This window comes from Nocardia sp. NPDC052112, from assembly GCF_040680135.1.
Taxonomy (GTDB): domain Bacteria; phylum Actinomycetota; class Actinomycetes; order Mycobacteriales; family Mycobacteriaceae; genus Nocardia.
The window spans coordinates 258,408-271,980 of the sequence record NZ_JBFAWD010000008.1 but is presented as its reverse complement, the minus strand read 5'-3'; the positions used below and the strand labels follow the sequence as shown (position 1 = coordinate 271,980).

General features: G+C 66.5%; 13 protein-coding genes and 1 pseudogene. 10 read left to right on the top strand and 4 right to left on the bottom strand.

Annotation, left to right across the window (positions count from 1 at the left end; genetic code table 11):
* The first annotated feature begins 152 nt into the window (after positions 1 to 152).
* From AB0L58_RS18520 to AB0L58_RS18505, 4 genes are all read left to right on the top strand, one after another.
* Positions 153 to 653 (top strand): hypothetical protein, encoded by a 501-nt coding sequence (locus tag AB0L58_RS18520; RefSeq protein ID WP_364388083.1) that lies wholly within the window; start codon positions 153 to 155, stop codon positions 651 to 653.
* Positions 650 to 895, top strand: a complete 246-nt coding sequence (locus AB0L58_RS18515) for a hypothetical protein (RefSeq protein ID WP_364388081.1) — start codon at positions 650 to 652, stop codon at positions 893 to 895. The genes AB0L58_RS18520 and AB0L58_RS18515 overlap by 4 nt, the downstream gene beginning before the upstream one ends.
* Before the next feature lie 2 nt (positions 896 to 897).
* Positions 898 to 1,617 (top strand): hypothetical protein, encoded by a 720-nt coding sequence (locus tag AB0L58_RS18510; RefSeq protein ID WP_364388079.1) that lies wholly within the window; start codon positions 898 to 900, stop codon positions 1,615 to 1,617.
* A gap of 529 nt (positions 1,618 to 2,146) precedes the next feature.
* The gene (locus AB0L58_RS18505) at positions 2,147 to 3,340 is read left to right on the top strand and encodes a DUF4192 domain-containing protein (protein ID WP_364388077.1); all 1,194 of its coding nucleotides are present in this window, start codon (positions 2,147 to 2,149) and stop codon (positions 3,338 to 3,340) included.
* Between the two features lie 78 nt (positions 3,341 to 3,418).
* Here the strand turns inward: AB0L58_RS18505 and AB0L58_RS18500 are convergent, their stop codons facing one another.
* From AB0L58_RS18500 to AB0L58_RS18485, 4 genes are all read right to left on the bottom strand, one after another.
* Entirely contained in the window at positions 3,419 to 3,595 is a 177-nt protein-coding gene (locus AB0L58_RS18500) for a DUF6374 family protein (RefSeq protein ID WP_364388074.1), read from the bottom strand.
* 377 nt (positions 3,596 to 3,972) lie between these two features.
* Positions 3,973 to 6,714 carry a tetratricopeptide repeat protein gene (locus AB0L58_RS18495; protein ID WP_364388071.1) on the bottom strand — a complete coding sequence of 914 codons (2,742 nt, stop codon included), beginning with the start codon at positions 6,712 to 6,714 and terminating at the stop codon, positions 3,973 to 3,975.
* A 13-nt stretch (positions 6,715 to 6,727) separates the two neighbouring features.
* Positions 6,728 to 7,117 (bottom strand): hypothetical protein, encoded by a 390-nt coding sequence (locus AB0L58_RS18490; protein WP_364388069.1) that lies wholly within the window; start codon positions 7,115 to 7,117, stop codon positions 6,728 to 6,730.
* Positions 7,118 to 7,394: 277 nt separating this feature from the next.
* Positions 7,395 to 7,640: a hypothetical protein gene (locus AB0L58_RS18485; protein WP_364388067.1), complete on the bottom strand. Its 246-nt coding sequence runs from the start codon at positions 7,638 to 7,640 to the stop codon at positions 7,395 to 7,397.
* 182 nt (positions 7,641 to 7,822) lie between these two features.
* On the opposite strand from AB0L58_RS18485, the pseudogene AB0L58_RS18480 reads away from it, so the two are divergent.
* The 6 genes and pseudogenes from AB0L58_RS18480 to AB0L58_RS18455 all read left to right on the top strand — a co-directional run.
* Positions 7,823 to 8,092, top strand: a pseudogene (locus AB0L58_RS18480) (hypothetical protein); the annotation flags it as partial.
* A gap of 296 nt (positions 8,093 to 8,388) precedes the next feature.
* Positions 8,389 to 8,616 carry a hypothetical protein gene (locus AB0L58_RS18475; RefSeq protein ID WP_364388065.1) on the top strand — a complete coding sequence of 76 codons (228 nt, stop codon included), beginning with the start codon at positions 8,389 to 8,391 and terminating at the stop codon, positions 8,614 to 8,616.
* A 101-nt stretch (positions 8,617 to 8,717) separates the two neighbouring features.
* Positions 8,718 to 10,361 carry a hypothetical protein gene (locus tag AB0L58_RS18470; protein ID WP_364388063.1) on the top strand — a complete coding sequence of 548 codons (1,644 nt, stop codon included), beginning with the start codon at positions 8,718 to 8,720 and terminating at the stop codon, positions 10,359 to 10,361.
* Positions 10,362 to 10,468: 107 nt separating this feature from the next.
* Positions 10,469 to 10,957 (top strand): single-stranded DNA-binding protein, encoded by a 489-nt coding sequence (locus AB0L58_RS18465; protein WP_364388061.1) that lies wholly within the window; start codon positions 10,469 to 10,471, stop codon positions 10,955 to 10,957.
* Positions 10,958 to 11,295: 338 nt separating this feature from the next.
* Entirely contained in the window at positions 11,296 to 12,501 is a 1,206-nt protein-coding gene (locus AB0L58_RS18460; protein ID WP_364388059.1) for a hypothetical protein, read from the top strand.
* Between the two features lie 805 nt (positions 12,502 to 13,306).
* The gene (locus AB0L58_RS18455; RefSeq protein ID WP_364388057.1) at positions 13,307 to 13,453 is read left to right on the top strand and encodes a hypothetical protein; all 147 of its coding nucleotides are present in this window, start codon (positions 13,307 to 13,309) and stop codon (positions 13,451 to 13,453) included.
* Positions 13,454 to 13,573 lie beyond the last annotated feature (120 nt).

The following is a 13,573-nucleotide window of genomic DNA, read 5'->3' as shown; positions in this document are numbered from 1 at the left end:
CGACACGTATCCGCGTTCCTCTGATAACCGCCACCACCAACGCACCATCCTGGCCGCCGTACTTACCAGACATCACAACCTTGACACCCGGTTGCTAAGTTTGCACCGCACGCTCACTACAGCACCCGGCCCCCGACATCTCGGTGGCGCCGATGGGCACTGACCTCCACTCCTACACCGCGCGGATGCGCACTGACCCGCGCTCTGGGCCCTATCTGCCCGAGGACCCACGCACCGTCGAAGGCGTCGTCGTCGCCGGATATCGCGCCGCGTTTGCCGTGCCGCCACGCCCGGGCACCGCCGTCGCGGTGTTCGGCGGGCTCGACCTCGCATGTACTGGGCCGCTGGCGGTGATGGCGCTGGTGCGGGTCGAGCACGCCGGCCAGGTCGTCACAGTCAACGATGACGGCAGCAGCCGAATCCACTGGGAAACCAACACATTCGGACAACCTTCCGCCGGAATCAGCTGGTATCTCGCGCCCACCGAACTCGGCTGTTATGGCCGGCGAGTGATCGCCGATGGTCGTTGGGCCGCTGGCGGCCGTCAAGCGGTGCTGCCTCGGTCGGTGACCGTCTTCGTTCCTGGAGCACCCACGGTGGTCGATGTACACGACCACGACCCGGGCACCGGACACCGCTGGATGCCGACGTGATCAGCAGCGGCGCAGACCTGCTGGCCTGGATCGAAACCAACCTCCCCGAGGTGGACCAGGACCGGTTCGGACCCTGGCGAGCAGAACCCGCCACCCCCACCGCGCACACCGCCCACATAAGTGTGCGCATCCACAGTCCCGGAACCGCTGACCGCATCACCACCGTCACGCTGTCCGCAGCCCCGATCGGCATGCCCGCCGCGCCACGCGATTTCGCGGCGCCACAACCAGATTCGAGGTGAGGATGTCCGATTCCCCGACTCCGCGCCGCACGCGCACCCTGACGCAGCCTCCGGTGCCGATGCGGTTGATGCAGGCGCCCATTGCTCACGGGCTCGTGGTTCCGTTCATCACGTTGGCGCATCGCGATCGTAGCCAGCCGGTGTGGGGAGCCCTCGATCCCGTCCGTCGGCTGCACGCGTTCATCCGCAAGCTGTGCCAGGTGTGCGGTGAACCTCTGCAGGTGTACGGCGAACCGTTCGGTGACCGGGTCGTGCTGTATCTGCGGCCTAGCGATTACCTGCGTGGAATCGCTGTCGAGCCTGGCGTCCATCCCGAATGCGGTCGCTACTCGCAGCGCGCGTGCCCGACGCTGGCTGGGCGCAGCAGCCGCTACAACCCGGCCTCGCTCGGCGAACGCCTCACCCGCTGTGCCGACCCCGACTGCGGCTGTACCCGCTGGGCCGTGACCGAAGACCCAGCCGAGAAACCGTCGCGGGAAGGTCAGCCCGCCGAAGCCTGGTATGAGGCATGGCTGGCGCTGTCGGACTACACCGTCGTCTCCGACCCCGGCGACGACACCACCGCACCCGCGTTCGGTGTCGACATCCGCAACGCAAGCCTGTTGAAACTGCGCAAGATCCGCGACGCCACCCTGACCGACACCGGTGACCGGCCGATGGATCTGCTCGCCGCGCTGATCGCCGCACGCGAGCTCTTCGGTGACGCAAGCCATTTCTGGTGATCCCACCGATGCTGCCCGCTCACTCGTTCGCGGCCGTCTCAGGCCGAGCGCACCGAAACCGCCGTGCCGGTGAACAACCCGCCACCGCCCCCGAATAGCTGCTGCATACGTTGACCCACCACTGGTAACCGTCCGCAATCGCTGGCACGGGGCGCAGCACTTCGAGGTCATGCGCGAACTCGCTCGACGGTGTCACCAGGCCGCAAGCCACGTAATCGAACCGGATCCCCCTTGGCCGATACCGGATGCCGCCGCGAACAAGCCTGATCCACGCTGCCAGGAAATGATCCGCGCCCCATCTCGGAACCGTGGACGACCGTGCCGTCGCGTTCGTGCACGGCGATCGGATCGCCTCTGCTCGATCAGCGGTCGAGTCCTCGCGCGGCAGCGGGCGGCCTTATCCGGCTCGGCTCTGTCCTCGGCGCCGACGTCACGGCCGCAACCCGGCCGCGCTCCGGTCATCGCACATCCATCCATGACCACCACAGTCCGTGAGCCCCCTGACAACGGAAGGTAGGGACGAAATCCCATGTCCGACAACACCGATGACGACGCCCGCTCCCAGCCCATCGACGCGGGGATCCCAGATCCGGGCGAGCGTGCCGCGCAGTCCTTTTCGGCGGGCACATTGTATGTGGGCGATCCCGGCGAATTGATCGTGGCCTTGCCCGCCATGGTCGGGTTCGTTCCCGAACGCTCGCTCGTGGTCACGCTGCTGCGGAATGCACCCGACCCCGACGCCGCTCCGACCATCGACACGGTGGCACGGTTCGACCTGTATGTCGACGGCAATGAGCGACCAGGGTCGGCGGCGGCGTACGCCGAGGCCGTCGCCCGGATCTGCACAATGGACGGCTCGCGGGAGGTATTGGCGGTGATCGTCGACGATCGGGCACTGCCACCACGCCCGGACCTCGACCGCGACAATGCAAGCGGGGGAGGCCATGCCGGGCTGATCGAGGCATTCACGCAACTGCTCGCAGACCAGCAGGTGCTGCTTGCCGGGGCGTGGGCCGTGCGATCGATCGAAGCGAACGAACCATGGTGGAGCCTGCTCGACACCGACCATCACGGGACGTTGCCAGATCCAGCGGCCTCGATGGTGACCGCGGCGCATGTGTTCCACGGGCGCCCGATCCGAGCCACACGCTCACAGCTGACCGATCTGATCACCCCCGACACCGAGCTCACCGCACGGGTCGCCGCGCACCTCGAACAATCGGTGGGCCTGGCGCACGACCGGTACGCCGCGGCCGTCCGCTCTGGCGATCCCGACGCCTATCACCGGCACACGCTCGAGCGGGTGCTGTGGCAGATCGCCGAAACCGACTCCGGCACGAACCCTACTGCCCGTGAATTCGCCGATCTGGCTGTGGCACTGCGGGATCGGGTCGTGCGCGACGCTTTGTTCGGGCTCGCCGTCGGCGAGCACGCCGACGCCGCCGAACGCCTGTGGGTGACCCTGTCTCAGGCGACCTCGGGCAGCGACCGTGCCGATGCCGCAACGCTTCTCGGGTTCAACGCCTACGTCCGCGGTGACGGCACGCTCGCGGGCATCGCTGTACAGGCCGCCCATGACGCCGACCCGACCCATTCCATGGCAACCCTGTTGGCGACCTCCCTAGCGACCGGGATCCGGCCCGAGACTGTACGCCGCCTTGCTCACTGCGGTCGCGGCATCGCCGCCGACTTGGGCATCGACCTCGGACCCGACACACACTGACCCAACCCGCCCTCAGTCGGTTACGCGAGGCCGACCCCGTTGCAGCACACTGGGCCGCTATCGAGCGCGGGTAGTCGGTCAGGGGCGTCGCTGCGTTTCCTCGGCGTAGATCCGCATTCCTTCCGAGACCTTGCTCGCTGCGTGCTCAAGCTGATCGGGAGTCAGATGTTTGCCGAACGCTGCGGCGTTGAGCAGCTGTTCACGGACCTGATCGAGGTTCATCCACGCCCTGTCCAGCCGAGAGAGTTCGGGCATGGGCCCGACGATACCGCAGATCGAACATATGTGCGCATCCGGTGGCATCCGACGCGCTCTAGACCCAGTCTGTGGCTGACCAAGATGACTGTCACCTGATCAGGCTTTCTGTCACCAACTCTCGGCGCTGGTCGGGTTCGACCCCCAGCTACAGATGGCGGCTCCTATGCGTTGTTGACGGCGGCCCCAATACCGCCGTGGTTGGCGGCTCCGGGTCGGGGAGTCCGCTGGCGCGACTGGACAGGTTGCCCGCAGCCTCACGAAAACGTCAGTAGATGCCAGAAAGGGATTGTCACTAGCCCGGACCGCCGGGTACGACGAGCCCTGCCCCTGACGTGTCTGATGTGCTGTCGGGGTCTGCTCCGACACCACACACTTCAGCCCCGCGGCCGACGGGATTCGAGCTCGGCGAGATACACGGCAGCAGGCTCGGTTTCGGGTACGCCAAGGCGCCGGTAGATCTCGACAGCGGCACTCAGGTCGGTCACGGCAGCGGGGACATCGCCGAGGCCAGCCCGGCAGCGGGCGGCGCCTTCGAGGGCGCGGGCCTGTTCGAGGTGGTTTCCGATCTCGCGGGCCAGCCCGATAGCGTCGGTGAAGGCTGTCAATGCGTCGCCCGGTTCGCCGGTGGCCAGTAATACTCGCCCGATCCCATTGAGTTCCTCGGCTTGGCCGAGACGGAAGCCGATGTCGCGGTAGAGGGTCAGAGCCCGCTGGTGCAGGTGCGCGGCCAGCTGATGTTCCCCGGTTCTCTCGTGCAGGGTGCCGAGGTTACCGAGGGTGTCGGCTTGGCCGTGGCGGCTGCCGAGGTCCCGGTGCAGGGTCAAGGCCTGCCGGTACAGGTCCGCGGCCTGCTCGTAGTCCCCGATTTCCCGGCGCGCATAACCGAGGGCGGTCAGGGCGTTGGCTTCCCCGCGGCGGTTGCCGAGGTCGCGGTAGATGGTCAGTGCCTGCTGGTGCAGGTCGGCGGCCTGCTCGTAGTCCCCGACTTCCCGGCGCACAAGGCCGAGGTCGGTGAGCGCGGTAGCTTGCCCGAGGCGGTTGCCGAGGTCACGGTAGCGGGTCAGGGCCTGCTGGTGCAGGTCGGCGGCTTGCCCATAGTCCCCGACTTCCCTGCGCACGAAGCCGAGATAATTGAGGGCGGAGGCTTCTCCGAGGCGGTTGTCGAGGTCACGGTAGCGGGTCAGAGCCTGCTGCAGCAGGTCGGCGGCCAGTCCGTAGTCCCCAGTGTCCCGGCGCACAAGACCGAGGTCGGTGAGGGCGTTGGCTTCTCCGAGGCGGTCGCCGAGGTCACGGTAGCGGGTCAGCGCCTGCTGCTGCAGGTCGGCGGCCTGCCCGTAGTCCCCGGTGTAGCGGTGTACTAGGCCGAGGTCGTTGAGGGCGTTGGCTTCTCCGAGGCGGTCGCCGAGATCGCGGTAGCGGGTCAGCGCCTGCCCGTACAGGTCGGCGGCCTGCTCGTAGTCCCCGGTGAGCCGACGCACGAAGCCGAGGCTGTCGAGGGCGTTGGCTTCTCCGAGGCGGTTGCCAAGGTCGCGGTAGAGAGTCAGGGCCTGCTGTAGAAGGTCGGCGGACCGCCCGTAATCGTCGGTGAGCCAACACACGATACCGAGGTCGGTGAGGGCGGTCGCTTCACCAAGACGGTCGTGGAGGCGTTGGGCCGTCTCGGCCGCGCGGTGGTGCACTCGCCCGGCCAGTGGCCAGGGCCCGTCCCGGTCCAGCAGCGCTGCTAGTACTGCGGTCAACGCGATCATTCGCGCGGGATCACCGCTGGCGGTGTGCTCGAGGCAGGCCAGCAGGTTGATCCGTTCGACGCGCATCCACGCCAATGCCCGCAGCTGGTCGCCGAACTCCCGGACCACGACACCACCGCTCGCCGCAGTCGGGATTGTGATGTCGCGGTCGCCGGTCGGCCGTGTGCGGCGGGCCAGCCACCGATCTGCGTAGGTGGCGGTGTGCTGGTAGTAGTCCAGCAGCCGATCCATGGCCCGAGTGTTGTCGATGATGGGGTCGTCGTCGGTGAGGGTGTGGGCGTAGTCGCGTAGCAGGTCGTGCAATCGGTACCGGCCTCGCGCAGGTTCGTCGAGGAGATGATCAGTATAGACGGCATCCAGCTCGCGCTCGGCTGTCGCGAGATCCGTTCCGGCCAACGCTGCGACGGCGTACGCATCGACGTCTGAGCCGGGGTGTAATCCCAAGCGGCGGAACAGCAGTTGCCGTGCGGGCGGTAAGTCCCGATAGGACAGGTCGAACGCGGCGCGCACGATGCGGTCATTGGCGTCGAGTTCGGTCAGCCGATCCGTCGCCGCCTCGAACTCCTCGGCCAACTCGGTGATCTCGGCTGTTGTCCAGTGCGGGTGGTGGGCCAAGCGTCCGGCCACCAGCACGATCGCGAGCGGCAGCCATCCGCACAACTCCACAATTCGCTGCGCCACGTCTCGTTCGCCGTCGCTGGCAGGGTCGCGGTCGGCGACGGAGAGGAACAGGTCCGCAGCCGGGTCCCGATCGAGAACCTTCAGTGCCAGAGGCCTCGTGCCGGGCACAACGCGCAGCCGGTGTCGGCTGGTGACCAGGGTCAAGCATCCCGGTCCGCTCGGGAGCAGCGGTTCAACATGGTCTCGGTCCGCTGCGTCGTCGAGCACCACCAGCGCCTTCTTGTCGGCCAGCCGGTTACGCCACAAGTCGCGGCGACCGGTCAGGGTGTCGGGAATGCTGCGTGGGTCCATACCCAGCTCGATTAGCAACCCGGCCAGCACCTCCGAGGGATCCGCGGCCTTCTGCTCGGAGGTGTGGGCGTGCAACTCGATGAAGTACTGGCCATCCGGGAACCGCGCCGCCAACTCGTGGGCAGCACAAACCGCGAGGGCGGTCTTCCCGACTCCGGCCATGCCATCGATCGCGTAGATCGATATCACGTGCTCATGGTCGGCCGCGGCAAGGATCTGCTGCAATTCTTGGTCACGGCCCACGAACGCGCGCGGCGCGGCAGGAAGGCTCGAGGTGATCGGCTCCTGCGGCGGTGGCGCGGCCTCATGGTAGTGCTGGGCTGTGTTGATAGTGCCGATGTTGTCACCGGCAACGTTCACCTGCTGGGCGTGGTCGAGGGCCTCGAACTCGGGCACACGGATTCCTTCGTCAGCCGAGGTTGATGGTGCCGGTGTTGTCGCCGCGGACATTAACCTGTTTCGCCTCGTCGTAGGCGTTCGCTACGAACGCCTCGATCGCTCGGTCCTGCCGCGCCGTCGCCACCAACCGCTGCACCTCACGGCCGAAGTCCGGATCCGACCGGGCAGCCTCGGCAACAAGCTCGGCGGCGGCCACCTGCTCCTGCGGTGTCGGGTTCTCAGCCAAAACCGCTAGGGCTGCTATGGTTTCGCCCCCGCGGCCGAGCTTCTTGGCGATCACCTCGCGCAGGCGGCTGACCGCCTGCCAGCTGCTCGTGCCAGCGTCTTGGGCGAATCCCTCGCCGAACTTCGATGCCAGCAGTGCTGCCGCTGCAATGCCCAACGACACCGGATCCACCATGCCCACCCTCCGATTGCTCAGCCCGAGACACCGCAAAGCCTAAGCTATGCCTCCTGCCGGCGCAGCCGAATCGACTCCCTACCAACACATCTCGCAGGCTCTGCGGAAGATCCAGGACTCACCATTCCGATGCATTGGGCGTGAGCTGGCGATCTCCGAGGCCACCGTCAAAACGCACCGTCGCGGTCTTTCCTCGGCATCTTCGGGCTGCCCCCAGGGTACCGCGAACAGACACCTCCGAGGAGCCGACCCTGAATGCTGGATGACACCGCCGGTTCTATTCCGTACGCCGAATCGCCCGTGTCACACGCCAACCGAGATAGATTGCCGACACTGCGAAGCCGACGGCATAGGACGACAGCAAGCTGCCCTCATCGCCGAACAGTAGTCCGACAACAAGGCCCACGATGATGGTGCCGGTGATCAGGGTGAGCACCCCGCCTACCACCCACACGATGATCCTGGCCGGAGTCCAACTGTTCGCCGTCCCGGCCGGACGTGATCGATCTGAGAGTCCGCTCATCCGGCAGACCCTACCCACGACATCCGGGACCGGTCCCGGATGTGGAAATCGCCGATCTGGCCCCACCTACTGTTGCCTGACCCAACTATTCCGGCGTGATCGTGACCCGCCAGGATTTGGACCCAACAGGTTTGTCGGACAATAGCTCTGACGAGAGCTAAACGTACTGAGTCGATGCCCCCGCGCACCGCGGCGCGCTCACCCATTCTGGGACCACGATCGCGATCCTCGATCGCGCCGATCCAAGCCCGCATGCGAAACTTCTTCGACGATATCGCCGCGACCGGGCTTGCTCGTCACCGAATACGCACTGCGGATTGCGACAGCGAAATCACAGTTCCTGCCCAAGAATCGCTTGGTCGCCGCTGATGCGCGGGCTGGTGGTCACCGAGGCAGAACTGGCCAGCGGGGGCCTTAACACCGTGCCGTGCGCGAACCGGCTCGCTCGCCCGGTGTTCGCTAATTCTGGGGTCGGTCTACTCGTCCTCGACGGCGAGGCCGAGCTGGTCACCATCCCGACCCAGATCCTCGATGCCCTCACCGGCTCGGCCGACCACGCGACCGAGTAGTCGCTACCGATGGCCTGATCACCATCGACCGCGCCATCTACGACAACCTCATGACCAGCCCAGCTGCCGAACCCGCATCGGCTGCAGCGCACCACTTTCGGATCGTCTCCGATCCCAGCCCGCACCTGCAGGTGTGTGGGCACCACTGAAACCAGTGCTTCCCGACGAAGGGAGTTCCCATGTCCGTCGTAGACACCCTTACCCGCAGCGAATACCAGCGGTTGCAGTACACCGGCTCGACCGGACCCACCCCGGCAATCGAGGACTCAGCTGTGCTGGATCGCTGGCGCGCCGAGTTCCCGGAGTGGCGCGGCAAGTACTGGTCGTTCCTCGCCGACGAGCGGGGAGTGCACCGGTTGCGCCCGATCAACGTCGCCGCTCGCCCACCCGCCGCGACCGCTACCTGACTCGGCGAGCGTCGCCCGTATCTCGTGTCCTCTCACCGTTTTCGGCGGGACAACCCACTATTCGTGGTGGGCTGTCCCGCCGCTGTTTGTCAGGAGTATTGATGTCCGACACCGAAACCATCACCGTCACAGCGGTGCCCGACTCCGACGCCAGCGAGTCTGACGCCCGACATGACACCGCCGATGAGATCCGTGTGCCTGCCGATCTGCCCGCGATCGAAGCGGTGTGGATGCGGCCTGAGGAGATCGTGATCGCGGAGAATGTTCGCGCGAGCTTTCGTATCGAAGACCATCCCGCGCAGGTTGCCTCGATCAAGGAACGCGGTGTCAGGGATCCGATCAACGCCACTCGCGAGGCCGACGGTTCTGTGCAGGCCGATGACGGTCAAGTCCGCATCCTCATCGCCCGTGAGGTCGGCACGCCATGGATTCCGGTGTTCATCACCGCCGCCCCGGTGGGGCTCAGCGACAACGAGCGTCGCATCGAGCGCACTCTCGATCAGATCAATTTCAACGAGCGCCGTATCCCGCTCACCAAGGCCGACTACGCCACGGGTGTCGCCTTGATGCTCGACCTGGGTGCGAACGTGACGCGGGTGGCGAAGGGTTTGCAGACAGGGCGAGAAGAGGTCAAAGCCCAAGCCAAGATCGCCGCATCGGCGACCGCCACTGCGCTGCTGGATTCCGATCAGTTCGGTTTCGATGAGCTCGCGGTCATCGGTCACTACGAAACCCTCGGCGACACCGACGCGGTGCAACGATTGACTCGCTGCACGCGGACGGGCTTCACGATCGAGGTCAAACGGATCCTGGCCGAGCGCGCCGCCCAGCGCAGCCGACTGCAAGCCTCACTGCCCTACGCCGCGCACGGTTTCGGCGTCCTGACTGCCGAGCCCGACACCAGTGCTCCAGACGCCGACTACATTCCCGCCGAACTGCTCACCACTATCGACGGGCAACCGGTGACCATCGAACACATCAACGCCGACCCGACCCGGTGGGTGGTGTATCTGCATATCGAGGCCAACGGGCAGCTTGTCGAGAAGACCACCGGCGCGGTCGTCGACCCCGACACCGTCGACCCGGACACCCGCGACAATACCGACGCGGTCCCCGGACCGGGTCTGGTCCAGGCCGATCAGGTCGAGTGGCGTGATCGGTGGGTGCCGTTCTGCTATCTGCCCGCCGATCAGTTACCCGACTGCGACCTGCAGGTGTCGACCGCTACGGCCGGAACCCCGGCCAATAGCGACAACGACGCGACCGCCGCAGCCGCGGCCGAACGTGAGCAGGCTCGCCGAGACCGCGCCCGGGAGGACGAGCTCAGCATTCGGGGCGAGGCCGCGGGCGAACGCCGCGACGGCACGCTGATCAAGTTCGTGTCCCGGCGTACCCCGCACAATCTGGCCGCCGCGTTCGTGGCCGAGTCCATCGCACATGAACTCGACACCGTCCTTCTACGAAAGGTGCTGCACCTTCTCGGGGTCGGCGGCACCCGCGAAGCACTCATCAAGGCCATCACCTCCGCGACTCCCGCGCGAGCGTGGGTGATCGTCACGGCCATGATCGTGGCCAAACACGAAACGGAACTCGATAAGTCCTTGTGGCGCAACCACACCGCCGCGACCGAACGGTATCTGCATTTCCTCGCAGAAGCCGCCGCCGGACTCGACTTCGCCCTCGACGACGTCGAGCTTGCCGCAGCAGGCGACATCGACTACCGCGACATCGACATCGCCGCCTAACACCTGCCCGATCAACGGGAACCGCGTCACCGGGCGACATCTCATGGTCAGTGGCGGTGCCGTGTGCCCGATTCCTGTTCTCATCAACAACATTCGAAGGAGTAGACATGGCTGGCGATACGACACTCACGGTGATCGGAAATCTCACCGCCGACCCCACATTGGTCGTGACCCCATCAGGCATCCCGGTTGCCCATTTCACGGTCGCCTCGACACCACGCTACCGCGACGCCACCACCAACGAGTGGAAGGACGGCGAGGCGTTGTTCGTGCGCTGCAACGTCTGGCGCGAGGCCGCCGAACACGCCATGGAGTCGCTCAGTCGCGGGGCGCGCGTACACGTATCCGGGCGACTCAAGCAGCGCAGCTACCAAACCGCCGAGGGCGAGAACCGCACGGTCGTCGAGCTCGAGGCCGACGAGGTCGCAGCATCGTTACGCTTCGCCACCGCCAAGATCACCAAGGCCACCCGGCGCGCGGGATGGAACAGCGACACCCGCACAACCGCCTGGGCCAGCTCCGATGACCCCTGGGCGGCGGCCTCGCGTGGACCCGCGCTCGCTGGTGTCGGAACGGGTGAAGAGCCCGGGTTCTGACCCGACGCTCACTGACCCCGGATCGGGGTGAGTAGGAAGTCATCGAGCGGGTAGGGATGCCCGTCCGGCCGGTCGTCCAGCCCGAACGAGGGCTACCAGACCGTCACTCGGCACCGTGGGGCCCGCGCCCGGCACCACCGAATTTCGCTTCCGCCCCACAGGCACGCTGCGGTCGGGGTTCGAAATTCGGTGGTGCACGCCCCGGCGCGTTCCCCACCGCGCCGTGCGCCGTCCCGGTCGAAGCGCCCTCAGGCTGGCCGCCCGGCCAGCCGACCATCCCCGTGGAATGTCACGTCCACGCGGGATGGGTCGTCTCCGCTCGCACGAAGGGAAATCCGTTGACCAACACCAAATCCCAGTCCTTCCTCGACGCGATCGCTCACATCAACTGGCAACTCGAAGCCGGTCGCCACGACGACGCCCGCGACGCATTCGAGTACGCCCTCACCGAACTCGCCACCGCCGAGGACCTTGATCGCCTCACGCGAGTGGCCGACACCTTCACCCACGATCCCTACGTGATCGCGCGCGCCTCCTTGCGGTCGCTGTGGCGACGCTCGGATCCGGAGCTGCGCGCATGGCTCGACATGTTCGTCACTCGCACCGACCCGGGCCTGTATCGCCCGGCCGAGCAGCAACCCCAATGGATCACGACTGTCCCGCTCGTCGCCGCCGAGACCAGTGCCCGGCGAATCCTCGCCACCAACGACAAACCGGCGTTGAAACGCACACCCTCGACTGCGACCACCATCGCCGCCAAACGCGCCCGGCGACAGCCCGAACACATCGCGGCAATCAAGTCCAAGCGTCGCCCCGTGACCGAGCCGCGCGTCGTCACCGATTACATCCGCACCCGGTTCCTCCTCGACACCGACCCCGCCTACGACGCCTCGATGTGGGATCGCACCTACCTACGTCAGATCGCCGACCAAGTCCGCACGGAGCGCGACCGCGCCGGTGCCCGCACACGCGAGGACTTCGACGCCGACGCGATCGCCCGCGCCCGAACCGGTCTCGACATCCGCGACGACGACCGCCCCGCCTTCCTCACCAACGGCAACGGCCTGGACTACGACCACACCACGCTGCCTCCGCTACAGGGCTGGGTCTGTGTCTACTGCTTCGGCGAACGCGCCTGCAGCGACCACTTCATCACTGACACCAACGGCCAACGCCTCAGCGACGACGGACTCTGCCAGCACTGCCGCGACAACGACCGCACCGGAATCCCAGCACTCCCCACAGGTTTCACCCTCGCCGATGAGGTCGCCGCCTACTGCCAGCACCTCACCGACCACTACCCCGCCGCCGCACCCGCACTGCTGCACGCATTGCAGCAACGCTCGACACGGATCGTGTCCGGTCTGGTCATGGCATTCCTCGACCGAGGCCCCCAACCCTCGGAACCGGGCACGCCGATCACCGCACTGACTCCGGTGCAGTTGCGCACCGGACGATGCTGCTCCTGCTACGCCCACCCACGCGACATCGACATCGACGACCTCTGCGGCGACTGCCGAAACCGCTACCCCGTCGCCGCCTGACCCAGCCCGTCTCCGCACCAGCCCCACCACAACGGGTCTCACAACCCCCGGTCCGCCGCAGTGTCGCGATCCTGCGGCGGACCGGACACCAACCACCAACCTTCCCCTCACTCCGTACCTGCCTTGGAGGTACATACCATGACCCAACCCTGGCTCGACTTCCTCTCCGACCATTACTCCTCGATCTGGGTGCTGTGTTGGTTCGCCATCTTCGCGTACTGGGCGCGCCCCCGGACCGAATCTCGCTGCCGCTGCTGACGTTCCACCACTGAGCGCGGTACGAGGTAGTCCAGAACCCCTCGCGCACAGCGACTCCGCGCCGCCAGACCGTCGGCGTCCCTCGGTACCCCGGTCCGTCGCGGTCCCCACTCCCGCGACGGACCAGCCACCACCAGCCCTCACCAAATCACCAACCCCACCCTCAGGCCACAACTACACTCACCTCCACACGTACACCACCACGCAACCCACTCACCCCTGCCTGCTCCTGCCCCACACTTTTACCCTCACCACCCCACTTACCCTCATTCCCGCAAGCACACCTCTTGCATCCGAGGGGCCACTAACTACTTTCCGGACTATCGCCTAAAACGCGACAACTTCGAGGTCGCGCAGGTGGGCTATCGCAGGCAGCTTCCGGGGCAGGATCGTGTTGACCTGGAAGCCGTTGGCAGGGCCGTGATACCGCTACGGTGAGGCGGCGATGTCGCCTTTGCGTTGACGAGCGGGAGCGGATTCTTGGCGAAGATCCCTGGTTCTGCGGGGCTGGTTGTCCTCGAGGGTGTGCGGCATCGCCACGAGGAAGTTGACCGAGAACATCCGTAGCGAGTTCGTCGCCCACGGCATCGGCCCCAGTCACTCTCGCCGAGCCGCGATCCACCTCGCCGCCGAGATGCCGCCACCCGTGCTCGCCGAGCTACTCGGACTCTCCCCCACCGCCGCCGGACGCTGAGCGGCACTCTGCGCCCACATCTGGGACCAACACACCGCCCGGTGCGGCGCCACCCATCACCGCGCCGACGGATAGTCCCAGCGCTCGATAATGCCTCTCAACCAACAACGATTTGGTAAC